Genomic DNA, 24,828 nt, shown 5'->3' on the forward strand with positions numbered 1-24,828 from the left:
AACCCATCAAGTACTGATCCCTTACAGTTTTTACGCTGAGTCACTCAATTACTTTGAGAAGAACCAATACGAAAAAGAGTATGGGAAATCTGCGCAAACCGGCGCTATTGATACCTTGCTGCACACCCTGCTACACGAGACTGGGCATGCGTATATCGAAGATCAGAACATTGCCATATTGGGTAAAGAAGAAGATGCGGTTGATAACCTAGCAACCGTGCTACTGCTTAACTACGTAGAGCATGGGGCCGACGCTGCTATCAGCGCTGCAGACATGTTCGCTTTCGAGTCAGAAGACCGCCCAGAGTATTACGACTTGGGGGAATACATCGACGAGCACAGTTTCGACCTGCAGCGTTACTTCTCCACGTTATGCTTGGTGTATGGCAGCGATCCCGATGCCTATAAGAACTTGCTCGATGAAGTGGAAAACGACTATTTGAAAGACAGAAAAGAGTTCTGCGTTGAGCACTTTGACGTGATCAATGAAAATTGGCATCAGTATTTAAAAAAGAGTGACGATGCTTAGATGCTTAAAGGTTAGTGTCGAGAACTAGGAAAACGGCTTTGGCATCAAATTCCAAAGCCGTCACTCGATAGATTGGCTTAAGTCTTACGTGTTAAGAGTTAAGAGTTAAGAGTTAAGAGTTAAGAGTTAAGAGCTTAAACCCTAGACGTTCACTTTGTACTTCAAATCTTGTGCTTCATCGCCCGTCATCCCTCGAAAACCCCAACAATGTGAAGGCTGCTCTTTAATGGTGATTTCAATATCAATCGGAGAGATAGAGAGCTGCTTTTCAATCTCAGAAAAGATCTTCTTGATTAGACGCTTTTTGGTGTTTACCGCTCGACCTTCCATCATGTTGATCTCAATGACGGTATAGGCTTCTGTTCTTCCTTCTGGGTAAAAGAAGTCATCCCGTTCCAATGGCACAAATCGATGTGCTCGCTTGTCATCGGGTAAACCCATTTCACTATTCAAGCACTGCTGCAACACATTAGAGAGCTGCAACTTAATTGGATTTAAGCACTCTTTGATACCATAAATAACAATCATGACCATTCCTTTGATGCGATGTTAGGTATAGAAGAACGTCAGATATAAGCATCGTCTGGCGACTACCCATTCGCTTACTATTTGTACATATATTACATAATGACGCGTATGAAAAAAGGTAAAAACAGTGAATTTATGAACAGGTGCAACAAAATACCTATCCCTTTACGAACATAAGCCGAAGCGAATTGATCGAACACCACCCTCCCCGCGTATATCTTCTCGAATCACATCTGAACTAAGGAGTACTATGTGCCGAATTCACCTAGGAAGACCACGCGGACAGACGCCGAACCAGAAACACCCGTAGAGTCTTCTCTGGAGCTCGCTGTGTTTCCCCTCCCCATCTTCCTTTTACCGGGAGGCAGACAAAGACTGCGCATTTTTGAGCCAAAGTATCTCGCGATGGTCGCTCACGCAGCGCAGGGCGATGGTTTCATTATCGCCACTCAAGACAAATCTAACTCTGATCATCTCAGCTCTTGGGGAACAAAGGTGACCATCGTCGACTTCAATATGTCGGACGACCAGATATTAGAAATTGATGTCGAAGGCGAAAAGTTGGTGCAATTGCATGGGTCGTTTCGAGACGATGATGACCTGATTAAAAGTAAGTTCAGCTTGTTGCCTCACTGGCCTACCGATGAATATAAAGTGCCTAACGTGTTTACCGCTTTTTTGGTTCAGTTGTTTCGCGACCACGATTCGATAAGAACACTCTATCCCACTCCTGATTTTGAGAGCCCACAATGGATCTGTGCGCGATTGCTCGAAATGATGCCTATCCCACTGGAAAAGAAAACAGAATTTACTGAGCCAGCCAGTTTTCCGTCTCTAGTTCCTTTTTTGAATCAAATCATTACGGGGCAATAAGCACTTTTCTTCACTATAATTTTGTATAGTAGAAATTAATTTAAATTAAAGTGATCCCGACTTTCTCCTTTCACGTAGTGCCCATCAAATTCGCATGATGGTTAGTTACTATGCAAGTGGAAAGCAGAAGTTCAGGGAACGGCAAGGAGCATGTCATTATTCCCGATAACAAAGTACCTACAGACAACAAAGTACCGACAGAGCTCTCGAGCTGGCTGGTGTTGGTTGGTACAGACCGAGACAAGCAGGCGTTCACCTGTTTGTTCAAGTTCTTCGCTCCTAAGATCAAGCGTTTTGGTATCAGTAAGTTGGGTGGCGAAGCTGCTGCAAACGAGCTAGTTCAAGACACGATGACTAATGTTTGGAAGAAAGCACATCTCTACAATGTAGATAAAGGCGCTGCGACCACTTGGGTCTACACGGTAATGCGTAATGCAGCATTCGACATGTTGCGCAAAGTGAAAGCGAAAGCCGAACAAACGATAGCCGACGATATCTGGCCAATCGATGCGATGGTAGCCGACTCTCAAAGCGAAGATTTGCCATTCGGTGACCATTTGATGAGCCGACACGTAATGACTCAAATAGAAAAGTTGCCTCTCGCTCAGAAAACCATCGTCAAAGGCGTTTACTTTCAAGAGCTCTCTCAAGAGCAACTCGCTCAGCAACTTGGCGTCCCACTTGGAACAGTGAAATCACGTCTGAGACTCGCTTTAGCCAAATTAAAAGTTCACATGGGGGAACAAGACCATGATTAAACATCACCCAAACGCGGCAATCTTGAAAGACTTCGTCGATGGCACGTTGGCTGATTCAGTTTCTTTGATTGTTTCTAGCCATGTAGAGCTGTGTGAACACTGCCAACAACAAGTCAAGCAGCTTACAGCTGTAGCAGCGAATAATGCTTTTGACGCAGAGCCAGTATTCTCAAATGAAGATCTAGACAGCTTCTCAATGGACGACATGGACTTTGATTTTGACGCGATAGAGCAAATCACAGCTGATACTTCTCAGTCTGTTGAAGTGACTCCAGAGGTTCAGAAAGTAACTGTTGCTGACACGACATTCACAATCCCTCGCGCTCTAAACTCAGTAGCGAGAAAGGACTGGATGAACCTAGGCAAAATTTCACGAGCAAGACTCGATTTTGCTGACGAAGCACACCACACCAGCTTGTTGCACATCGACAAAGATGGACAAGTGCCTTGCCACACCCACAAAGGCTTCGAGATCACGCTTCTTCTAGAGGGCAGTTTCGAAGACGAAATGGGCGTTTACAACAAAGGTGACTTCATCTGGTTGGATGGCAATCACACTCATCAACCGGCAACAAAAGAAGGTTGTGTCTGTTTAACCGTTTCAAGTGATGCGCTTTACTTCACAAAAGGTGTGAGCCAACTATTCAATCCACTTGGAAAATATATCTATTAACCCAGTTGCAGGCTATAAATATACAGGATGGCATAAAGCTATCCTGTATATCGTCAATACATCTGAATAAAAATAACTACGGTGTCAAAGTAAAAACACACCCAGCTCTGTAAATACGATTAGCAATGTTGAACTATAAGAAAAAGCTCAGAGCAAGAGCAAAGGAGTTGGCCAATGGAAAAGAAAATCAAAATCGGTATCAGTGCATGTGTTGCTGGACATAAAGTACGTTTCGACACAGGTCATAAACGCTCTCGTTTTTGTACAGACGACCTAGCAGACTACGTGGAATTGGAACCTGTTTGCCCAGAGATGGCTGTTGGTCTTCCAACCCCTCGTCCAACCATTCGTCAAACAAGAATGCTAGATGACATCATCCATGTTTCTCGCCCTGATGGCTCAGGTGATGTGACCAACGAACTGATCGAGTTCGGTCAAAACTACTCAAAGAAAAACCAACACATTGCTGGCTTTATTGTGTGTCAAAAAAGCCCAACCTGCGGCATGGAGCGCGTGAAGGTGTACCACCACCATGGTCGCGGCTCTGAATCGACAGGCATAGGCATGTTCACCCAACAAATTATGGACGGCAACCCGTTACTTCCCGTTGAAGAAAACGGCCGCCTTAACGATCCCATTTTGCGTGAAAACTTCATGACTCGAGTGTTCACTTACCAAAAATGGCTCGATCTTGTGGATGAAGGTGTGACCAAGCACAAACTGATTCAGTTCCACAGCGCCCACAAATATCTAGTCATGTGTCACCACGTTGAGGGTTACAAAAGCTTAGGCAAACTGCTAGCGGGTAATGATTTAGATATCGACGAACTAGCGGCTCAATACATCGAAGGCTTGATGACGGCGTTGTCTCATCACGCGAATCGAGGCAGTCACGCCAATACGCTGCATCATTTGCAGGGTTACTTTAAAAAACAACTGAGTAGCGCTCACAAGCAAGAGCTGACCAACCAGATCGCATCATTCAGAGAGGGCGTTGTTCCACTGCTAGTGCCACTGACACTGATCAATCACTACCTGATGGAATACCCGAACGAATACCTAGAATCACAGGTTTACCTAAACCCGCACCCTCAAGAACTTAAACTGAGATACGGATATTGAGCGACATACTATGGATACGACGAGACCTGCGGATTCACGATAACCCAGCGCTCGTCGCGGCAGTTGAAAACGGCGTAACGACCGCCGTTTTCATTTCAACGCCTCAAACGTGGCGGCAACACCACCTTGCGCCGATCAAAGCTGATTTCATCTATCGTCATCTAAAACAACTCGATTCCCAGCTCGCTGAATTCGGGATAACGTTGCTTCACCTGAAAGCTAGCGACTTTGACGACCAATCCAAACAGCTCATCGATTTGTGCCAGCAGCTTGATGCCAAGTGCGTCTACGCTAACTCTGAACCAGAGGTCGATGAACAAGCTCGCGATAAAAAGCTGATTTCAAGCGGCCTAAACCTGAAGATCAGCGATTGTGACGTTATGCTGCCACTCGGTAGCGTTCTCAACAAACAAGGCGAGATGTTCAAAGTCTTTACGCCCTTTAAGAACGCTTGGTTAAAAGAAGTTCAGGTGAAAGGCATCATCTGCAGTCCAGCTCCTGTCGAGTCAGCTGAACGTTCACAAACACAGCTTCCTGACGACTTACAAGCCTTAACCATCTCTGCTGACTATGATTTCGATTTTCCGCGTGTTGATTCGAGTCGCTGGCCATTAAGCCAAGATGTATTGGGCAATGTGATCCCCAATTTCTTAGCCAATAAAGTTAACGATTATTCTCGCCTTAGAGACATTCCCTCGATAAAAGGCACGTCTGGACTATCCCCTTATTTGGCGATTGGCGCTGTGAGCCCACGTTGGTTAGCGATTCAGTTGATTCAGCAACAGCCGGACTTGTTATTTGATACTCAGTTACCAGCCTTTTCTTGGCTTAATGAATTGATTTGGCGAGATTTTTATAAGCATTTGATGTTCCATCATCCTAAACTGGTTAAAGGTGCGAACTTTCAGCAGAAATACAACGGCTTAGATTGGTATCACGACAACCCTAGCTTCAAGGCGTGGTGCGAAGGAAAAACAGGATATCCATTGGTTGATGCCGCAATGCGTCAACTGGTTGAAACGGGCTGGATGCACAACAGACTAAGAATGGTGGTGGCAAGCTTCCTAACCAAGCACCTGCTTATTGACTGGCGTTGGGGCGAGCGTTTCTTTATGTCGCACCTTATCGACGGAGACTTTAGTGCCAACAATGGTGGCTGGCAGTGGGCTTCAAGTACTGGCTGTGATGCTCAACCTTACTTCCGAATTTTCAATCCAATCACTCAGAGTGAAAAGTTTGATCCAAAAGGAATTTTTATTCGTAAGTACATACCAGAGCTGCAAAATATCCCAGATAAGCATGTACATTTCCCACATGACTTTATCGCTAAAAACGGAATAGACAGCGAATACTGGCAACCCATCGTTGAGCATAAAGAAGCACGATTGAGAGCCTTAGCCTTCTTCAAATAATTAGAGTGAATATTATGGATAACTCTCTATGGCTTGATAACTTTCTCAACATGTATCGAGAACTCGGAACCGACAATTTCGACGTGCTTAAGACGGTTTATCACCCTGATATTGAATTCCAAGATCCGCTGCATCATGTCAGCGGTATTTCGGCGCTTACGCACTACTTCGAGAACCTCTACACCCAAGTAACCAGCTGTTACTTTCATATCGAACACACTTTCGAAGCGAACGACGAAGCTTCCGTTTACTGGACGATGCAGTTTGCTCACAAGCAATTAAATGGGCAAAAGCCAATCGAAGTACAAGGGCACAGCCACATTAAGATGCTCGACGGTCAAGTGGTCTACCACAGAGACTACCTCGACGTCGGCTCTATGTTGTACGAACACATTCCAGTACTGGGCTGCGCGATCAAATCCATCAAAAAGAGGGCGAGCCGATAATGCGTATTATGATTACAGGCGCGACCTCAGGTATCGGCCAATCCCTAGCTAAAGATTACGCTCAGCAAGGGCATCAGGTGATTGCTTGTGGCCGCAACTCAGACAAGCTGCAAGCCTTAGTTGACTCGCACGAGACAGACGTCGCGCATTCATCAATTTCACCGCTCTGTTTCGATCTGACTGATTACCACAACTTTCCAGAACTCGACCAAGACAAGCCGCTCGATCTGCTGATTTTAAATGCCGGTGATTGTGAGTACATCGACGACCCAGTGAATTTTGATGCCGAGCTTTTTGAGCGCGTCATCAACATAAACCTAATTTCAATTGGCTACGCCCTTAAAGCTTGGTTAAAAAACATCAAGCCCGGCGGCCGTTTGGTTTTAGTCAGCTCCAGCGCCAGCTTTTTACCTTTGCCAAGAGCCGAGGCTTATGGCGCTTCAAAGGCAGCCCTCACCTACTTAGGCAGAACACTTTCGGTTGATCTGGCAACGCACAACATTCATGTCTCAATTGTGCACCCTGGCTTTGTTGAAACGCCATTAACCGAGCGAAATACGTTCTCTATGCCTATGATTATTAGTAGTGAGGCCGCAACTCAGCGAATCGTAAATGGTATCGCTCAAGGAAAGAGTGAAATCGATTTCCCAAGACGATTCATCATGTTGATGAAGCTACTAAGAATGCTCCCAACTCCAGTTTGGCAAAAACTCGCTTCAAGGATGGTATAACAATGAAGAAAATCGCCATTATTGGTTCAGGTATCTCTGGACTCACTTGCGCGCATATATTAGATAAGCACCACGACGTAACAGTATTCGAAAAGAACGATTACGTTGGGGGCCACACCGCGACCGTTGATATTGAACATCAAGGCTCGGCGTTTTCGATAGATACAGGTTTCATCGTATTCAACGATCGAACCTACCCGAATTTCAATCAGCTTCTAGAACAACTCGGTGTCGAAAGGCAACCGACTGAGATGAGCTTCAGCGTCCACAACACCACCACTAAGTTCGAGTACAACGGCCACAGCATTAATTCGTTATTCGCGCAGAGGAGCAACATCTTCAAACCTCAGTTCTGGTCTTTAGTGTCTGACATTCTCAAGTTCAACAAACTGTGTAAGGCTCAGTTTGAAAGCAATGAATTCACACCAGACGTTACCCTCGGCAGCTTCCTACGCGATAATCAATTTTCCGACTTTTTCAGTCAGCACTATATCCTACCGATGGGCGCGGCGATTTGGTCGACAAGCTTGGAAGAGATGGAAGAGTTTGAGCTCAAGTTCTTCATCCAGTTTTTCTACAACCACGGATTGCTCGATATCGCGAACCGTCCTCAGTGGTATGTGATTCCAAAGGGATCGCGTTCTTATGTTGAAATCATCCTTTCACGCTTAAACAAACCCGTTGCACTCAATACATCGATTAAACAAGTGACTCGCCAAGAAACAGGCGTCACGATTGAATTTGAAGATGGCAGCGCACAAGACTTCGACGAAGTAATCTTTGCTTGCCACTCAGACCAAGCCTTACGCTTGCTTGGTGATGCAACAGAACAAGAGCAACAGGTACTGGGCGAGATCCCATACAGCCGCAATGAAGTGGTTCTGCACACCGATACTCGCTTGTTACCAGACAGAAAACTGGCTTGGGCAAGCTGGAACTACATGTTAGATGGCGACAGTAAACGACCTGCCTGTGTCACGTACAACATGAACATTCTGCAAGGCATCGAAAGCCAAGACACCTTCTGTGTCACCTTGAATCAAAGCGAAGCCATCGACCCAGAAAAAATTATTCGCAGCTTTGTTTATCATCACCCGGTACTTAATTCGAACACGGTCGAAGCTCAGCACAAGCGTGAGCAAATCTGTGGCAAAAACCAGACGCACTTTGCTGGCGCTTATTGGTATAACGGCTTCCATGAAGACGGTGTCCACAGTGCACTCGATGTGACCAAACGCTTCGGTTTAGATTTGAGTACGAGTTCCGCGCTATGAACAGTCAAACCCTGACACCCGAGATGGGGATCGCATCCGAAAAGAGTGAAGAGCTCAGCGGTATCTATTGGGGTAACGTCAGACATCGCCGCTTTGGCGACATCACTCATGAGTTCAGCTATCAGCTGTATATGATGGGGTTAGATCTTGATGAGCTGCCCCAAACCACAGCGCGCAGTGCGCTGTTCGGAACTCGTTGGTACAACCCGATTCGCTTTGTCGAATCGGATTATCTCGCTGAAAAAAAAGAAAATGTCACCACGGATGAACCAAAATCACTTAAGCAACGTATAGCTTCCAAAGTGCAACAACTTGGTGGGGTTTGGTCTGATTCAAACCGTGTGACGATGCTGGCTCAGTGCCGCTGTTTAGGCATCTACTTCAGCCCAATCAACTGTTTCTTCTGTTATGACGAGACTGGAGATTGTAAGTACATGTTGGCTGAGGTGAGTAACACGCCTTGGCGAGAAAGACACTACTATCTCATCGACATGCACCAAGAATTGAAGGTAAAAAAAGAGTTTCACGTTTCGCCGTTCATGGATTTGAACATGACTTATTTTTGGAAGATTAAGCCACCAGCGAAACGCACGTTAGTTCACATCGAAAGCCGCCGAGACGACAAGCTTTTCGATGCGACACTGGCTCTGACGAAGCAGTCAGTAACCAAGACAAACATTAGACGAACGGTATTCAAGATTCCGGCGATGACGATAAAAGTCGTGATGGGAATTTATTATCAGGCTCTCAAATTATTCCTGAAAAAAGTACCGTTTGTGGCGCATCCAGACTCAACGTCTTAAGCGCACATGAAAGAACTCAATTGAAGCTTGGGTTCGCTCCAATCAAGGAGCAGAACTCAGCTTAGTTGGCACAAAATATTAGAATGAGTTATCAGCGAGGTTTACATGGAACAGCTTGCCAAACAAAACAACAATATTGAACAACAAGCTAAAGCCGTTGCTGTTTCAAGCAACTGTAAATATCGAGCTTTAATCTTCAAGGTGTTAGAAAGCCTGCAATTCGCGACGCTCGAGATCATTGAGCGCGACCAGCATTCGGTGTTCGGTGATCGAGAAGCAGACTTGAAAGGTCGAATCGTGATTCATGATGCGACCTTTTTTAGAGATGTGGTCATCAACGGCAGTATCGGCGCATCTGAAGCCTATATCGATGGTAAATGGACCAGCCCAAATCTAACGCGTGTGATTCAAATCATGGCTCGTAACCAAGCCCAATTGGATGAACTTGATGACAAGACACAATGGATTTCTCGCATCAAAAACCTATTGCTGCGTCGTAAGAATGCCAACACCGAGCAAGGCTCTAAGCGAAATATTCTCGCCCACTACGATATTGGCAACGAGCTGTATGAGCGCTTCTTAGATAGCTCGATGCAGTACTCTTCCGCAATCTACAGCGAAGACGCAGAAACCTTGTCGAAGGCTCAACAAAACAAAATGAAAACCATCTGTGAGCGACTAGAACTGTCTGAGAAAGATAGCGTGGTCGAGATAGGCACAGGGTGGGGCGGCTTAGCCATCTTCATGGCGCAACACTACGGTTGCCACGTCACCACTACCACGATCTCAGATGCCCAACATGCACTTGCTGAACAGAGAGTAAAAGCGCTTGGTTTAACCGACAAAATCACCCTGCTCAAAGAGGATTATCGCAATCTCACTGGTGAGTATGACAAGTTGGTTTCGATCGAGATGATAGAGGCGGTCGGACATGAGTATCTACAAACCTTCTTTGAAAAATGTTCCTCGCTACTTAAGCCCTCAGGCAAGATGCTGATTCAAGCAATTACTATTGCTGACAGCCGTTACGACAAATACCGTAAAGGTGTCGACTTTATTCAGAAGTACATCTTCCCCGGCGGTTGCCTACCTTCTGTTTCAGTGATGACCCAACACCTTGCGACCAGCACCGACCTTGTGGTTCAAGAAATTGATGACATTGGCCTGCACTACGCTCGAACGCTGAATGATTGGAACATCGCCTTTGAAAATAGTTGGGAAGAGCTAGAGTCTCTCGGCTATTCAGAAGAGTTTAAACGCTTATGGACCTTCTACTTCTGCTACTGTGAAGGCGCATTCAAAGAGCGCGTGATCAGCACTCACCATGTAGTCGCAAGAAAACCTCGTTACTTTGGAGAAAAAGATGAAGCGGTTTTGGATTATTAATCTCGTACTGTTTCAAGCGACCTGGGTTTGCAGTGCTTTCTTTACCGCGCAAGCCCCGTTCGTCACACCACTGATTGTAGTGGTTCACTTCCTTCTATCACCGACTCGCAGTAGCGATTTGAAGATACTCATTTTATTACCATTGGGGCTATTGCTTGATAGCCTCTTACTCCACTTCGGCGTGTTTGCCGTCGACTCTGAAATTGCGAATCAATCGTGGTTCCCGGTGTGGCTTGTCTGCCTGTGGATCATGTTCTTAATCAGTTTTAACCACAGCCTAAATTGGCTTTTAAAATGCTCGAAAGTGATCTTGTTTGTCATAGGGTTCGTAGCAGGTACTAGTAGTTATTGGGGAGGCATCAAAGCAGGTGCTCTTCTTACTACTTGGCCAGATGCATCGGTAGTTGCTGCCCTTGCAATAAGTTGGGGGATTTTGTTGCCCTTACTGGTGGCCGCCTACTCCAACTTAATACAACCTAAAATGGCAATAACGAGGTGACTTATGGCTTATCCACGCAACCCGACACAAACGTTCAAACCTGAGCGAGGTATTGTTCGCGCTCATCAGCAAGCAAAAAACACACTTCTAAGCTTTATTACTCTCCCGTTAATCTTTGCTGCGCTGTTATTTGCCGGACACGCTAGAGCCTCTGCTGTCGATGATCTGAACAAACGTGGTGAGGGTGAAATGAGTTACCTGTTTTGGACTCTCTACTCGGCAGAATTCTACGCGACTCCAACCAACTCCGAACGAGCTTTGAAGCTTGAGTATTACCGCTCTATCGATAGCAAAGACCTCGTAGACGCTACCGAAGATCAGTGGAACAAGCTTGGCTACTCTGACAGCAACATTCAACGTTGGTTGAAACCCTTGTACGCGATGTGGCCGAACGTGGAAGAAGGAAGCACACTCACGATTCGTGTCGCTGAAGATAACGTAAGTCGTTTTTATTTCGATGAACAACCGATCGGCACCATCCAAGACAAGCAATTTGGTGAAGCCTTTCTAGCGATTTGGTTGTCTGAAAACACCTCTGAACCCGGTCTTCGTAAACAACTTTTAGGTTTGAACAAATGAATCCAAAAACAACAATAATAAAATTTGCTCTGGCATTTTTTTCACTAACTTGGCTAGTGGGCTGTGGCTCTGCAAGTTTAGAAGACCATGTCGACACTACGCCAGAGCTCAAGCTTGAAACCTTTTTTAATGGCGAGCTAATGGCCTACGGCATGGTGCTAGACCGCTCTGGTAACTTACTGCGCCGCTTTGGTGCCAAACTGATCGCGACTTGGGACGGTGACAACGGAAAAATAAAAGAGTGGTTCTCTTTTGCTGATGGCGAGCGCTCAACTCGCGTTTGGAATCTAATCAAAACGGGCGAAAACACCTATTCTGGGACTGCCAACGATGTCGTTGGAACCGCTTATGGTGAAACCCAAGGTTCTGCGCTGTATTGGAAATATGACTTAGAGATTGAAGTAGACGGCAGCACCTATGAAGTGGTGCTCGATGATTGGATGTTCTTAATGGACGATAAACGCTTGTTCAACAAGACTGAGATGTCTAAGTTTGGCTTTAAAGTCGGAGAGGTCATCTTATACATCGAGAAGATTTGATGTAACTGCCGTTTCTGATTCTTAGTTTTAAAACGATGACTACATCTCCAGTACGTAACAAAACAGCCCACAACGAAAATTGTGGGCTGTTTTGTTTGATCCCTCGAATAGCATACCTGCATGCTCAAGCCATTGTGCTAAGATGCGCCACCAGCATACAAATGGACTAGACTGACACTAAGCAGTCCCCATTTGTTTCGCTAAGCGTAGATTCCCTACCATGAATAATTGAAAAGGCTTTAAAGCATGAGCAAGTTGACCTCAGCGGAGCGTAAAGCTCGCGACAATGAACGTTTCTCACAACGCGTAAACGACCGCAGAGAAAAAGGTGAAGACGTAGTTGCTTACGCACTGACCAACAAAAAAGCTGTAAAATTCCTGACTAAGTCAGAGAAAAAACGTTTCAACGAAACGAGAGCGACTCTGCAAGAAGAGAAGCGAGTGAAAGAACAAGAAGAGCTTAACCGAATCGAAGACGCGTTCACGATCAAACAGTTCGACGACGAATAATCACTTATGATTACTCAAAAGCGCTGGCTCTATGCCGGCGCTTTTACTTGTTAGTTCGTTGTTTTTTAACGCTGTTATTTCTTGCTAAACCCGTCGATTCTTAACGGCTTTCCCCCACTTTCTTAGCTCAGCCTTACCGCTCGACCGATCACCCAAGCTATCAACCTATCAACCTATCAACCTATCAACCAGGCTATCGATCAACTTTAGCCATAGATCTCAGAAAATCTTAGCCTAGCCCCTTACTATCTCGAATCAACTCTACAAATTGAAGACAGTATGATTTTAATTACCGGATCAAGCAGCGGTTTAGGCGCAGCTCTCGCGAAACAATATGCTAACGCCGACGCTCAGCGCGTAGCCATTACAGGTCGCAATGCACAACGTTTAGCAGAAGTGGCGCAAGGCCTACCTGCGAATACCATTAGCCAAGCGTGTGATCTCTGTGACCCGCACTCAGTGAGCGAGTTATTGGATGCGTTACCTGAAATGCCGAAACTGGTGATCCACAGCGCTGGCAGTGGGTACTTCGGTAAGATAGAACAGCAAGATCCAACCATCATCAGCGACATGCTGAAGAACAATATTGAGTCTTCAATCTTTTTGATTCGCGAGCTTGTACAGCGCTACAAAGATCAATCGGTCACCATCGCTGTGGTGATGTCGACGGCGGCACAAGGTGCTAAAGCGGAAGAGTCCACCTACTGCGCGGCAAAATGGGCCGTGAAAGGCTTTATCGAATCGGTAAGGTTAGAGCTAAAAGGTCACCCGATGAAAATCGTGGCGGTTTACCCTGGAGGAATGGCGACCGAGTTTTGGAATACAAGCGGTAAAGGCATGGATACCTCGAGCTTTATGACCGCGCAAGAAGCCGCTCAGATGCTACAACAGGCGTTGACCAGCACAGAGCATGGATTCGTGTCAGATATCACGATAAACCGCGGCTAGCAGGTAAACAGCTCGCTTAATCGGTAAATAGAGCGACACATTACCAAAGAAATGATTAGAGTAATTATTTGTGAGGGTGAGCATGAAAGTGTGCGACAATGCTCGGCGTAAATTCATATTCAAGGTTTATTATGAAACTTCTAGTTCGTAACCTATCGCGCTCTACCTCTGAGCAAGACATCCGTGTGCTATTTTCTGAGTTTGGCTCAGTAAAAGAGTGCAGCCTAGTTTTAGACCAAGAAACTGGCGACTCAAAAGGCTTCGCTTTTGTTGAAATGCCAGAGCAAGAAGAAGCTAAAGCGGCACTAAACAAGCTGAACTTGTCAAAGCTTGGCAAAAACACGATTCGTGTAAAAGTAGCGAACTCTTAATCGATTCAATGCTTCATCAGCCGCATGGCTTAGCTTAACAGCAGCACAGATGATAAAGCCCGTAACGATATGACGTTTTCCAGCGCAATATCGTTACGGGCTTTTTGCTGCTCGCAATTCTCTTTTCACACGATTTGAATACGCCTACAGACCTTCATGTTCATCAATAGCACGTCTTGCTTCGGCCATTGAACATCCAGATTCCATCACCAGCTGAGCCACAGTCATTGAAGGTGTAGCGGCCAACAGAGATGCCAAACACACCACGGGTTTAGGCAGCACTTTGTCGATTGCAATTGCTATCCAACCGTCTTTTTCATGGGTTAACATCGTTTTAAATTCAACGAGTTGATACTCTTGAGCGACCAACAGCCAATTACGCGAACGACGAACTCGTTTCAACTGACATCCACATTCCGCAGCATTCACCATCACTTGGCTTTTATCACTCACACGATGTACAAAACTATTCAATGGGACGCTAAACATAACTCTCTGCTAATCAATCTATTCCTACCATTCAAGAGCTCTCTACCTATCTCTCAAAACTTTCTAACTGTCACTCAATTAAAACCGTACGTAGGATTACACAGACACAAAAAAACCGCCAGTGATGCACTAAGCAACCTCGCGGTTTTTGGATGTTAACGTGTGTGGTTTACGCTTTAGTTTCTACCACAATGTCCGTTTTTACCGAGTTCGCGATAAAGCAGTTTTTGTGCGCCAAGTGGTGCAGTTTGTCGAGCTGCTTGGCGGTGGGCTTTTTGGTACCTAAAAACACAATTTTAGGGCGCAGAGTCACCTTAGTGACCGATGAGCGGCCAGATTCATCTTCTTCCAGCACACCAATCGCATCATCGACATAGGAGTCGATCACGTACTTCTGCTTTGCGGCAATGCCCAAAAACGTCAGCATATGGCAGCTAGAAAGTGCCGCGATAAACGCTTCTTCTGGATCAACATTCGCTTCCACCGAAAACGGCAGTGGCACAACATGTGGAGAGGACGAAGCAGGCACAGTGACACCACCATCGAACTCCCACGTATGACCTCGACTGTATTGATTGTCGCTAAAGACTTCATCTTCTGCTTTTTTCCAGCGAATGATCGCTCCGTATTCAGACATAATTCCTTCCTTTTTTATGCTCAATAAATTAACGATCAGCTGGATGATTGACACCATCGTTGGTCACCACATCACCAATATCAAAAGGGTTTACCCCTTCCAAACAGCCGATGTTAAAACCGTATTCATTTGGGCTAGAACGGCGTTGATGATGGGTATAGATGCCGCAGTTTGAGCAGAAATAATGCTTTGCGGTGTTGGTATTGAATTGATAAAGCTTGAGATGCTCCGCACCTTTGAGGATCTTGATGCCGTCCAGTGCAACAGAGCCCACAATCGCTCCCCTGCGACGACAGATAGAGCAATCACAGCGGCGTGGTTTTTCTATCCCGTTAGGTAAGCTGAACTCTAGTTCAACCGCACCGCAATGGCAGGTTGCCTTGTGAAAAGGTTGGATAACCGTATCTCCGACGACTTTCATTTTTCTCTCCAATCACATCCTTATGTTGGTCGTATCATAACCAGTTCAATGTTCTCTGTCCGTACCCGGGTGTTGAGTTCGAGAGATCTGTCATGCGCTGCTTCTCGGCTAATCTAACTAGACTTTTCAACCAAATCGCCAAACCGCTCAAACAAGAAATCAAGAAACAACCGGATACGCTTGGGCTGATATTTCTTGCTGATGTACACCACATTCAAATCGGCACTCGACACCGACATCGCGGTGTTGAAGTTCTTCATGTAGCCATTAAGTAGCGTCACAAGGCGTTGGTTATTGATGTCATCTTGCACATCGAGTACCGACTTCAACGCAATCCCTTCTCCTTGCAATGCCCAGTATCGAATCACTTCACCATCGTCTGAAAAGCGCTTCGGCACAACCGTCACAGCCTTCTTCATATCATGATCTTGAAAGTGCCATGTCTTGAGCTCTTCATTACTCCGCAGCATCGCCAAACAGTCGTGTTCAACCAAGTCTTGCGGCGTCAACGGCGTCCCGTGTTTAGCGAGGTATTCAGGAGAAGCGCACAGCACACGTCGGCTTGGCGATAAGCGTCTGGATATCAAACTGCTGTCGACAAGTTCACCATAACGGACCACGATATCCATGCCAGATTCAGCAATGTTCGAGAGGTTATCGTTCAAATACAGGTAAGGAATAACGTCCGGATACTGCTGGCAAAACTCCGACAAAATAGGAAGAATGTACTGCTTTCCGATGTCTTTTGGCGCGGCGATTTTTAGCGAGCCTTTGACTTCTTTTACGCCATTTTGAATCAGGTTTTCGGCCTCACTGACGTTGTCTAAAATCTCCAAACATGCCTTGTGATACAGATCTCCAGAGTCGGTCAAAGACACATGACGCGTACTTCGATTCAACAACTTCACACCATATCGTTCTTCAAGCGCCTGCAGCCTTGCTGTCATGGTCGCAGGCGATAAACCCAGTTCGCGCCCCGCCGCCGCTAACCCGTGATGCTTAACAATACTGACGAACATCGCCATATCTGAAAACTTATCCATACGATTCTCGCTTCCACCTCTTCGTCTTACTTCTCGATCTTAATGCTCGATTTGAATACTCAGTCACACTATTCAGCTTAACCGAATAATGAATTTATATTTTAACCAATTATCAAATTTAGTCGAATAAATATAATGACAAACATCAACAGAACAACGCAGGAATTCAGAGAATGACTAACAAATCGACTAAACAAGAGCAACGCACTTTCGTCATCATTGGTGGCACATCAGGTATCGGCAAAGCACTAGCGATGCAACTAAGAAACGAGAACAACACGGTACATATTGCCAGCCGACACACAGGCGTTGATATCACCGATGAAAAGTCGATTTGTGAATACTTCGAATCGATTGGCGTGTTTGACCACTTAATCGTAACGGCTGGCTCATCCGCTCCCGCAGGAAAAGTAACAGACGTAGCAACCGCAAACGCTAAGACAGCTTTTGACACTAAGTTTTGGGGCAGCTTAAACGTAGCCAAACATGCCGCACGCTACATGACGCCAAACGGCTCTATCACCTTCACAACTGGTATGTTGTCACGCAAAGTTGTTGCTGGTACTTACGTAAAAACCGCCATCAACGCCGCACTAGAAAGCGTAACCAAAATACTGGCGAAAGAGCTATCACCCATTCGAGTCAATGCCGTTAGCCCGGGTTTAACCATGACGGAAGCCTACAAAAACATGGACGATTCCGCTCGTGCAAACATGTACGACAACGCCAAAAACAACCTACCCGCAGGTAAGGTTGGCGAGCCTTCAGAGATAGCCATGGGTTACCTGTTCGCAATTAATAACCCATACGTCACTGGGTCAATCATCGATATCGATGGCGGCGCTCTACTCGGCTAACACTCCGCAAAGAAGCAAAGAAGCAAAGAAGCAAAGACATAAAGAACAATCGTTAGGGCGTGTATCTCACGTCCTAACAAACAAGAATTAACACAGGTACTTCACTATGAAATCAGAAGCGATCCATAAAGAAAAGATCCCATTCCAAGTTTGGATACTGACACTCGCAGCTTTTGCCATCGGCACCGCTGAGTTTGTTATTGCAGGCATCCTTCCACAAATTGCCACATCCCTTTCGATCACCGAAGGTCAAGCCGGATACCTAATCAGTGCTTACGCATTGGCTATCGTTATTGGTGGCCCGATCTTAACCATCTACCTCGCACGTTTTAACAAGAAGATGGTACTGATTGGCTTAATGGCACTGTTCATCATCGGTAATGTCTTATCAGCCCTTGCTCCTAGCTACCCACTTCTACTTGCCAGCCGTGTTATCGCAGGCTTAGTGCAAGGCCCTTTTTATGGTATCGGTGCGGTTGTTGCAACCAACTTAGTGTCTGAAAAAATGGCAGGTCGTGCCGTTGGCCAAATGTTCGCAGGCTTAACACTCGCTAACGTTCTTGGCGTTCCAGCTGGTACATGGGTCAGCTTGCAATTCGGCTGGCACACTACTTTCTTTACCGTGGCAGCACTTGGCACTATCGCGATGCTTGCCATTTTGATATCGATTAAATCGACAGGTCACAGTGAAGCGAAAGACATCAAAACTCAGCTTCTAGCGTTCAAAAACCCAATGCTGCTGATCAGCTTGGCAATCACTGCTTTTGCTTGGTCTGGCTTCATGACGCTATACGGATACCTTGCGCCAATCGCTATGCACATCACCGGCTACGGTCAAGAGTCTGTTACTTGGATCTTAGTGATTGTGGGTGTCGGCTTAATCATCGGTAACACCTTGGGCGGACGCTCTTCAGATAAAAACCTAGGCAAAGCTTCAATGTTTTGGGCCGTTGCAATGATCGTGTCATTGGTTGTGGTAGGCCTAGTGGTAGACAACAAAATCCTATTCGTTGCAGCTGCATTTGTCTTTGGTATTGCATCATTTGCGAACGTTCCCGCTATGCAACTTCGAGTGATGAACCACGGTGGCGAAGGCCAAGAGTTAGCAGCAACCGCCAATATCTCAGCGTTTAACCTAGCGAATGCCTTCGGTGGATTCCTTGGCGGCATGGTACTCGACAGCCAGTTAGGCGCTGGAATGATTCCATTCGCAGCCGTTGTTGTCCCTGTCATTGGCTTGCTACTTATCGCCAAAGCTAACCGAGCTGAAAAGCCACAGAGCAACTCTATTTTCAGCCCAGCAGAAAGCAAATAACGCGACTTATAGCCCCAATACAAAAAGAAAGATCACAGCATTAAAACAAGGTAGAAACCATGAACAAATTATTCGAAGCATCAGAACTGAAAGGCCTAGAACTGCAAAATCGCGTGGTTATGGCACCCATGACACGCGCTCGCACTAGCCAACCTGGAAACGTGCCCAACGACATGATGGCGACTTATTACCAACAACGAGCAAGTGCAGGACTTATCATCACTGAAGCCACACAAATTTCAGATGACTCTCAAGGTTACTCATTCACACCCGGCGTTTATACCGATGCGCAAATCGAAGGTTGGAAATCAGTCACCACAGCAGCAAAAGAGCAAGGTGCCGCGATCTTCTGCCAACTATGGCACGTAGGCCGAGTATCACACCCTACCTTTCAAAAAGGCGAGTTGCCGATTGCACCTTCAGCACTGGCACCCATAGAAACGCAGGTTTGGATCTCTGATGAGAATGGTAACGGCAACATGGTGGATTGCATCCAACCAAGAGAGATGACCCAAGCAGACATAGATCGTGTTGTTCAAGATTTTGCTAACTCAGCGAAAAAAGCAGTCGAGGCAGGGTTCAACGGAGTGGAAATACACGGTGGCAATGGCTACCTGATTGATCAGTTCCTAAGAACCAACTCAAACAAACGCACCGACAACTACGGCGGTAGCCGCGAGAACCGACTTCGCTTCCTAATCGAAGTGGTTGATGCTGTGATTGAAGAGATAGGTGCCGATAAAGTAGGTGTGCGCTTGGCGCCGTTCATCACCTTCAAAGACATGAACTGCCCAGATATCGTACCAACGATTTTAGAGGCATCGAAGGCACTTCAAGATCGAGACATCGCTTACCTGCACCTATCAGAAGCCGACTGGGATGATGCTCCAGTTATCCCTGAAAGCTTCCGTGTCGAACTAAGAGCCTTGTTCTCTAACACCATCATCGTTGCCGGCAGCTACACACCACAACGCGCCGAAGAAGTACTAAGCAAAGGCTACGCCGATCTCGTCGCATTTGGTCGCCCATTCGTTGCTAACCCAGATCTAGTTTCACGCCTACAAAACGGCAGCGAACTATCAGAACTTGATGGCGCCACTCTGTTCGGCGGCAACGAAAAAGGCTACATCGATTATCCAGCGTTGTAGTGAATCTTAAATTGATAGAACTGCCTTAGATTTTCCTTCAGGCAAAAGAAAGGCTCGCATGACTAGTGCGAGCCTAATGCAGTTTAGGGGGTAAACCACAATCTGATATTAATCTGGGACTAATTATTTAACTTATGAGCCATTATGCACTTGTGCGCATTGATATTCTATTTTTAAATGATTCACTGCAATTAATCAATCGATAAAAGTTAGCGTTTGGTCAATTTAAACCACATAGATAACAGTGGTTTAGTTAGTGATGTCTAGAAAACCATCATAAAACCCATAAAAATCAGATCTATAAGCTTCTCATTTGCCAGTAGCCTTCACCATTAGTGGCGAGTTGGCTGTGTAAATAATCGAGCGTATCTGCGACCGTTCCCGCAATGCCTTGGGGAGGATTGAACAACAGTAAACCACTGCCGATCAGGCGATCATCCCCCTTAGGATCACGAAGGCGAAGTTCCGACTTAATCGGGCTTGGCAGCAAACCATCTTTCACTGCAGTTATACAGTGGTTCAAAATCAGTGAGCTCTTGTCATCCGTGTAGAGCGGGTACCAAATTAGTGCAGATACCTTCTCAGATTGCTGATACGCCTTAACCAAGGCATCAATCACCGCGAGATATTCAGAATCGGTTTCATAGGGCGGGTCGATAACAATCAGGTGATGGTTGTCGTGTTTTGCTATGTCGTCAGGCAGTGCTTTCAAGCCATCGCCAGCGGTAATGGTGAGCTTACTTGAAACATCAAGATCGCGTTGCAGCTTCTCAATGTTGGTTTGTAATAAGTCGGCTTCATCTTGCTGAATGTCTGAAAAATAGAAGCTATCTTGGCTGCGGCCTTGTTGGTAGGTGATGGCTGCAGAACCCGGATAGAGAGAGATAAGTTGGTTCGGATTGTAGTATTCCAGCACCGACATAAAAGAAGCGAATGCCGGAGGAAGATAAGCCTTGTTTCGCCACAAGTACCCAACCCCTTCAGCAAACTCACCAGCATGATTACTTGGTGCAGTGTTGAGGTCATAACACCCTGTACCAGAGTGCGTGTCGATAACATTGAGGCGTGAATGTTGCTGCATTAATGACTGAACAAGTGCACTCAATACTGGATGCTTTAGCGCATCACCATGGTCGCCTACATGACATTGATGTCGATATTCCATTCCCTTGCCTCATTTCTACGAACGTCATCTAAACATACTTCATATCATGAGGGCTTGCCTGCTCAATCCATCGTTTTTTGAAATAGGCTCTCTTTTCTGTAACTGTTTGACTCTTATAAAAAATAAAGCCCCTCGTTTTACTATAAACGAAGGGCTTTGTTGACGTTACTGACTAAGTTGTACTGTTAACCAATAGATAACCTAAGGGTACTCACCCTCAACTTCTACCGGCGCTTTCACTTGGTAGTGACAAGGCTGTAGACCAAGTAACTTAGGCAGTGTGATACCTACTGAAACTGAAGACCACGTACCGCTGACAATACCTACAACCAGTGCAATCGCGAAACCTTGCAGCGCAGCGCCACCAAGTAGCCAAAGCGCAGATACGGTGATTAGGGTTGTACCTGAGGTCACCATGGTGCGTGAGAAGGTCGCTTTAACCGATTCGTTAAGCAGGTTATCAGTGTCACCATTTGGATTACCACGCAGCATTTCACGAACACGGTCGGCAATGATGATCGAGTCATTCAATGAATAACCTAAAATCGCCAACACAGCCGCTAACACAGTCAGGTTGAACTCGAACTGAGTAAAAGCGAACAGACCCAAGATAAGCGTCACGTCATAGATGATTGCGGCTAGGGCGCCGAGTGCTAAACGCCATTCAAAACGTACACTCAGGTACAGCATGATCATTAGGAAACACACCAATACCGCTAAGCCACCTTGGTCAACCATGTCTTGACCGACTTGAGGGCCAACCACGCTGCTGTTAAGCACTTTTACTTGGTCGCTGACAGAAGACAAAGCATCCACTAAGTTTGGCTGTGGAGCATCTGTCAGTTGGCTATAACGGATTGTCCAGCGATCCTGTTCTGCCATACCAACCACTTGCACATCTTGTTGGAAGGCCGTATCAAGTTTTGTTTTTAACGCATCTTTGGTGACTTGATCAGAGAGCTGAACCTCAGCAACCACACCACCTGTGAAGTCCAAGCCCCAGTTAAAACCTTTCACTGCCACCAGCATCACAGAGCTCATGAACAGCACAATAGAAATCACAGACATCACCTTACGAAGGCGAGTCATATTGCTATTTGAAAAATAGCGGTCTGAAATAGTCATTTTTGAAGTACTCATGCTTAAATCCTTACATCGTGGCGTTGGTCACGCCCCCAAACCAAATTGATGATCGCTCGTGAAGCAAAAATGCCCGTAAACATACTGGTTAGAAGACCTAAGCCCAGTGTCAGAGCGAAGCCCTGAATCGGTCCATTACCAATGGTATATAGAGCCACAGCAACGATCATGGTAGTGACGTTAGCATCGAAAATTGACGAGAATGCGCTATCGAAACCACGATCGATAGAGCTAGCAAAGCTGCGCCCTTCTTTCATCTTGTCTCGAATACGCTCGAAGATAAGCACGTTAGTGTCTACCGCCATACCGACGGTCAGTACCAAGCCCGCAATACCCGGCAGAGTTAACACCGCACCCGGTAGCAAGGCAATCAAACCAAACAACGTGGTCATGTTAACCACCAATGCACAGTTCGCGACCCAACCAAGGCGGCGGTACCATAGCGCCATAAACGTGAGAGTCAGACCAAGGCCAAGAGCCAAAGCAGCAAAGCCATTCGTTACGTTTTCAGCACCCAGAGATGGGCCAATAGTACGCTCTTCAATGATGGTAACAGGCGCTGTTAATGAACCGGCACGTAGCAATAGAGCAAGCTCTTGTGCTTCTGCCATGCTGCCTGCACCAGTGATTCTGAAGCGGCTACCCAGTTGAGATTGGATGTTCGCCACACTGATTACTTCGCTGGTTTTTTCGCTGTTACCGGCTCTGTCACGGCTGTATTCGCTGTAAACGGTCGCCATTGGCTTGCCGATATTATGGCGAGAAAACTCAGACATTTTCTTACCACCAGAAGAATCAAGCGTGATGTTTACTTCTGCACTGCCCATTTCACCAATGCCACTGCGTGCATCGATAATGTGTTCACCGCTCAGCACTGCTTTGCGAGCAACCACTACGCGATTACCATCTGAATCTTTCAGAGTTTGAGTATTGCGCGTTGCGTTGTCGTACACAGAGTAGAACGCTAATGAAGCCGTAGCACCAATCACGTCTTTCGCAGCTGCAGGGTCTTGTACACCCGGTAATTCGATACGGATACGGCTTTCACCTTGGCGTTGAATCGATGCCTCAGTGATGCCTAGCTCTTCAATACGGCTGCGCATGATCTGCAGGTTTTGTTGAACCGTTAGATTACGTAGCGTTCTTTGCTCTTCTTCAGACTGAGTTAACGTTAGCGATTTATCTGAACGGTCACGTTGCCATTGTGGGAACTCTTCGCGAATCAGTTTCTGTGCTTTCTCGAAATCGGCATCAGTACGGAAGTTAAACTCAACTTGGTTGTTCACCACTTTACCGCGTGCATAACGCACTTGGCTGGTGATTTCATCGACTACAGATTGCGCTTGTGCGTGGTAAACCGGTTCCATGTCTACTTCTAACAGGAACTGCACACCACCACGTAAATCAAGGCCTAGCTGAATCGGTGCGAAGCCCATGTCAGTCAGCCATTTCGGAGCTGCTGGCTCCATCGCTAGCGCAACTGTCGCGTTATCCAATAGGCGCTCATTCAGCACCTCTTTAGCCTTCGCTTGTTGTTCTGCGTCTTCCAAGATCACGACTAAACGTTGGTCTTTTTGAAATGCCGATTTAGCTTGGATGCCTTCGCTCGCAAGGTATTGGGTAATTTGACTCGCATCGATGGTCTGTTCGGAACGATTGTTAATTTGAACCGATGCATTTTCGCCATACCAAGAAGGTAAAGCACTCAGAACCATGATGATGATGGTGGCGATAAGCACCACGTATTTCCACTTTGAGTAGTGGTTAATTTGTTTTCTTTGAATGCGTTTTTTCACAGTCAAGATCTCTTCTTTCTACCAATCACCGTAAATACGTGCTCAAAAATAGCACCAGAAAAAAGCAGTGATCGAGCATTTTAACCAGCTAGGGTGACCAGTTATTTACTACGATTGGTATGTCTAATATTTTGCGAACACGAGCGATGGCTAATCACGACCAGAACAAGCTGATTGAAAGATAGTGATGCTAAAGCTGATGTCGCTATGCTTGTTTTGATTAACTGGCGAGTTCAACGGGCACAAGTGACCATCGATACGACCAGTTTAGGGTCAAACGATTAGCTAAGAAGTTCTCGGAAATGCGAGTATTGGATGTTGCCCTCTTTCCACCCAGCAAGCCGGGAAGACGGAGAACTCACAATGCTGGTCCAGTGCTGCTTGGAATCCAACAATGGTGTGTTGAAAAGCAGAGAAGCCAGTAATGAAGGGGGAGAGAAGTCGATCAGTAGGTGATAAGCAGGCTCAAGATCGGCCACGCTTTCTTGCTCATTACTGAGCATACGTCTGAAGTTTGCTGCTTGAAGGCTTGATTCGGTGTCGTGATAGTTGGAACTGTCACCAGAAGGTACTGTGCCAAACTGAGCCTTATCGCACTCTAAGTAGCTCGACGGATTATCCGTATCAGCTTGTTTACAAAGATCATTCTGTGAAGATTGCTCTTGAGCCGAGTATATTTGAAATGGCTTAGAAGGAAACGAATAGCCGTTAGAATTCACTAAGCCAAAGCTCAGTAAAAACAACATTAAGACTAATCGGGTACCCAGTTTAAGCAATCTAATATCCAAACAACATTCTCGTAGATCGTCAATCTACAATACAAATGAAACGCTGTC

At 46.1% G+C, this 24,828-nt stretch carries 29 protein-coding genes; 20 read left to right on the forward strand and 9 right to left on the reverse strand.

The features are described 5' to 3' along the window. On the forward strand, window positions 1–529 hold a 529-nt coding region (locus tag A136_RS07345), incomplete at its 5' end, for a DUF4344 domain-containing metallopeptidase (protein WP_017065083.1). 141 nt (window positions 530–670) lie between these two features. Here the strand turns inward: A136_RS07345 and A136_RS07350 are convergent. After that, window positions 671–1,057 carry a tautomerase family protein gene (locus tag A136_RS07350; protein WP_017060969.1) on the reverse strand — a complete coding sequence of 129 codons (387 nt, stop codon included), beginning with the start codon at window positions 1,055–1,057 and terminating at the stop codon, window positions 671–673. Window positions 1,058–1,309: 252 nt separating this feature from the next. Between A136_RS07350 and A136_RS07355 the strand changes: the two genes are divergently transcribed. The 16 genes from A136_RS07355 to A136_RS07430 all read left to right on the forward strand — a co-directional run bounded on the left by A136_RS07355 (window position 1,310) and on the right by A136_RS07430 (window position 13,981). Further along, on the forward strand, window positions 1,310–1,930 hold the full coding sequence (locus tag A136_RS07355; protein ID WP_017065084.1) for an LON peptidase substrate-binding domain-containing protein: 621 nt from the start codon (window positions 1,310–1,312) through the stop codon (window positions 1,928–1,930). 110 nt (window positions 1,931–2,040) lie between these two features. Continuing rightward, a complete protein-coding gene (locus A136_RS07360; RefSeq protein ID WP_017065085.1) occupies window positions 2,041–2,688 on the forward strand; it encodes a sigma-70 family RNA polymerase sigma factor in 648 nt (215 codons plus the stop codon). Next, window positions 2,681–3,361 carry a ChrR family anti-sigma-E factor gene (locus A136_RS07365; protein ID WP_017060966.1) on the forward strand — a complete coding sequence of 227 codons (681 nt, stop codon included), beginning with the start codon at window positions 2,681–2,683 and terminating at the stop codon, window positions 3,359–3,361. The genes A136_RS07360 and A136_RS07365 overlap by 8 nt, the downstream gene beginning before the upstream one ends. Window positions 3,362–3,535: 174 nt before the next feature. Next, window positions 3,536–4,483: a YbgA family protein gene (locus A136_RS07370; protein ID WP_017060965.1), complete on the forward strand. Its 948-nt coding sequence runs from the start codon at window positions 3,536–3,538 to the stop codon at window positions 4,481–4,483. Beyond that, the gene (phrB, locus tag A136_RS07375; RefSeq protein WP_017065086.1) at window positions 4,480–5,895 is read left to right on the forward strand and encodes a deoxyribodipyrimidine photo-lyase; all 1,416 of its coding nucleotides are present in this window, start codon (window positions 4,480–4,482) and stop codon (window positions 5,893–5,895) included. Before A136_RS07370 ends, phrB begins: the two co-directional genes overlap by 4 nt. A 14-nt stretch (window positions 5,896–5,909) precedes the next feature. After that, complete coding sequence (locus tag A136_RS07380; protein WP_017065087.1) at window positions 5,910–6,341, forward strand: nuclear transport factor 2 family protein; 432 nt, start codon at window positions 5,910–5,912, stop codon at window positions 6,339–6,341. Further along, a complete protein-coding gene (locus tag A136_RS07385) occupies window positions 6,341–7,072 on the forward strand; it encodes an SDR family NAD(P)-dependent oxidoreductase (RefSeq protein ID WP_017061282.1) in 732 nt (243 codons plus the stop codon). Before A136_RS07380 ends, A136_RS07385 begins: the two co-directional genes overlap by 1 nt. Window positions 7,073–7,074: 2 nt before the next feature. After that, a complete protein-coding gene (locus A136_RS07390) occupies window positions 7,075–8,346 on the forward strand; it encodes an NAD(P)/FAD-dependent oxidoreductase (protein WP_017065088.1) in 1,272 nt (423 codons plus the stop codon). After that, a complete protein-coding gene (locus A136_RS07395) occupies window positions 8,343–9,149 on the forward strand; it encodes a DUF1365 domain-containing protein (RefSeq protein ID WP_017061280.1) in 807 nt (268 codons plus the stop codon). Before A136_RS07390 ends, A136_RS07395 begins: the two co-directional genes overlap by 4 nt. Window positions 9,150–9,254: 105 nt before the next feature. After that, window positions 9,255–10,535 carry an SAM-dependent methyltransferase gene (locus tag A136_RS07400; protein ID WP_017061279.1) on the forward strand — a complete coding sequence of 427 codons (1,281 nt, stop codon included), beginning with the start codon at window positions 9,255–9,257 and terminating at the stop codon, window positions 10,533–10,535. After that, entirely contained in the window at window positions 10,513–11,034 is a 522-nt protein-coding gene (locus A136_RS07405) for a DUF2878 domain-containing protein (RefSeq protein WP_017061278.1), read from the forward strand. Before A136_RS07400 ends, A136_RS07405 begins: the two co-directional genes overlap by 23 nt. 3 nt (window positions 11,035–11,037) lie before the next feature. Then, complete coding sequence (locus A136_RS07410; RefSeq protein ID WP_017061277.1) at window positions 11,038–11,613, forward strand: chalcone isomerase family protein; 576 nt, start codon at window positions 11,038–11,040, stop codon at window positions 11,611–11,613. After that, window positions 11,610–12,152, forward strand: coding sequence for a DUF3833 domain-containing protein (locus tag A136_RS07415; protein WP_017065089.1), 543 nt, complete (start codon window positions 11,610–11,612; stop codon window positions 12,150–12,152). Before A136_RS07410 ends, A136_RS07415 begins: the two co-directional genes overlap by 4 nt. Before the next feature lie 246 nt (window positions 12,153–12,398). After that, on the forward strand, window positions 12,399–12,662 hold the full coding sequence (locus A136_RS07420) for a hypothetical protein (RefSeq protein ID WP_017061275.1): 264 nt from the start codon (window positions 12,399–12,401) through the stop codon (window positions 12,660–12,662). A gap of 279 nt (window positions 12,663–12,941) precedes the next feature. Beyond that, entirely contained in the window at window positions 12,942–13,610 is a 669-nt protein-coding gene (locus A136_RS07425) for an SDR family NAD(P)-dependent oxidoreductase (protein ID WP_017065090.1), read from the forward strand. A gap of 131 nt (window positions 13,611–13,741) precedes the next feature. Continuing rightward, window positions 13,742–13,981: an RNA recognition motif domain-containing protein gene (locus tag A136_RS07430; protein ID WP_017061273.1), complete on the forward strand. Its 240-nt coding sequence runs from the start codon at window positions 13,742–13,744 to the stop codon at window positions 13,979–13,981. A 144-nt stretch (window positions 13,982–14,125) separates the two neighbouring features. On the opposite strand, the gene A136_RS07435 is transcribed toward A136_RS07430, so the two are convergent. From A136_RS07435 to A136_RS07450, 4 genes are all read right to left on the reverse strand, one after another. After that, entirely contained in the window at window positions 14,126–14,470 is a 345-nt protein-coding gene (locus tag A136_RS07435) for a ribosome recycling factor family protein (protein WP_017061272.1), read from the reverse strand. Window positions 14,471–14,639: 169 nt separating this feature from the next. Next, window positions 14,640–15,107 carry an OsmC family protein gene (locus tag A136_RS07440; protein ID WP_017065091.1) on the reverse strand — a complete coding sequence of 156 codons (468 nt, stop codon included), beginning with the start codon at window positions 15,105–15,107 and terminating at the stop codon, window positions 14,640–14,642. A gap of 28 nt (window positions 15,108–15,135) precedes the next feature. Then, the gene (locus A136_RS07445; protein ID WP_017061270.1) at window positions 15,136–15,528 is read right to left on the reverse strand and encodes a GFA family protein; all 393 of its coding nucleotides are present in this window, start codon (window positions 15,526–15,528) and stop codon (window positions 15,136–15,138) included. Window positions 15,529–15,641: 113 nt separating this feature from the next. Next, window positions 15,642–16,571, reverse strand: a complete 930-nt coding sequence (locus tag A136_RS07450; protein ID WP_017065092.1) for a LysR family transcriptional regulator — start codon at window positions 16,569–16,571, stop codon at window positions 15,642–15,644. Window positions 16,572–16,744: 173 nt separating this feature from the next. Between A136_RS07450 and A136_RS07455 the strand changes: the two genes are divergently transcribed. The 3 genes from A136_RS07455 to A136_RS07465 all read left to right on the forward strand — a co-directional run bounded on the left by A136_RS07455 (window position 16,745) and on the right by A136_RS07465 (window position 19,891). Further along, window positions 16,745–17,428: an SDR family oxidoreductase gene (locus tag A136_RS07455; protein ID WP_017065093.1), complete on the forward strand. Its 684-nt coding sequence runs from the start codon at window positions 16,745–16,747 to the stop codon at window positions 17,426–17,428. Window positions 17,429–17,534: 106 nt separating this feature from the next. Then, window positions 17,535–18,743 (forward strand): MFS transporter, encoded by a 1,209-nt coding sequence (locus tag A136_RS07460; protein ID WP_017065094.1) that lies wholly within the window; start codon window positions 17,535–17,537, stop codon window positions 18,741–18,743. A gap of 59 nt (window positions 18,744–18,802) precedes the next feature. Next, window positions 18,803–19,891 (forward strand): alkene reductase, encoded by a 1,089-nt coding sequence (locus A136_RS07465; protein WP_017065095.1) that lies wholly within the window; start codon window positions 18,803–18,805, stop codon window positions 19,889–19,891. A 298-nt stretch (window positions 19,892–20,189) separates the two neighbouring features. Here the strand turns inward: A136_RS07465 and rlmJ are convergent, their stop codons facing one another. The 4 genes from rlmJ to A136_RS07485 all read right to left on the reverse strand — a co-directional run bounded on the left by rlmJ (window position 20,190) and on the right by A136_RS07485 (window position 24,738). Then, a complete protein-coding gene (gene rlmJ, locus A136_RS07470; protein ID WP_017065096.1) occupies window positions 20,190–21,056 on the reverse strand; it encodes a 23S rRNA (adenine(2030)-N(6))-methyltransferase RlmJ in 867 nt (288 codons plus the stop codon). A 201-nt stretch (window positions 21,057–21,257) separates the two neighbouring features. Further along, window positions 21,258–22,196, reverse strand: a complete 939-nt coding sequence (gene secF, locus A136_RS07475; protein ID WP_004732672.1) for a protein translocase subunit SecF — start codon at window positions 22,194–22,196, stop codon at window positions 21,258–21,260. 2 nt (window positions 22,197–22,198) lie between these two features. Beyond that, a complete protein-coding gene (gene secD / locus A136_RS07480; RefSeq protein ID WP_017065097.1) occupies window positions 22,199–23,998 on the reverse strand; it encodes a protein translocase subunit SecD in 1,800 nt (599 codons plus the stop codon). A gap of 275 nt (window positions 23,999–24,273) precedes the next feature. Continuing rightward, window positions 24,274–24,738, reverse strand: coding sequence for a hypothetical protein (locus A136_RS07485; protein WP_029235281.1), 465 nt, complete (start codon window positions 24,736–24,738; stop codon window positions 24,274–24,276). Between the last annotated feature and the right edge of the window lie 90 nt (window positions 24,739–24,828).

The sequence above is a fragment of the Vibrio crassostreae 9ZC13 genome (assembly GCF_000272045.2).
In the GTDB taxonomy this organism is placed as follows: Bacteria; Pseudomonadota; Gammaproteobacteria; order Enterobacterales; family Vibrionaceae; genus Vibrio; species Vibrio crassostreae_C.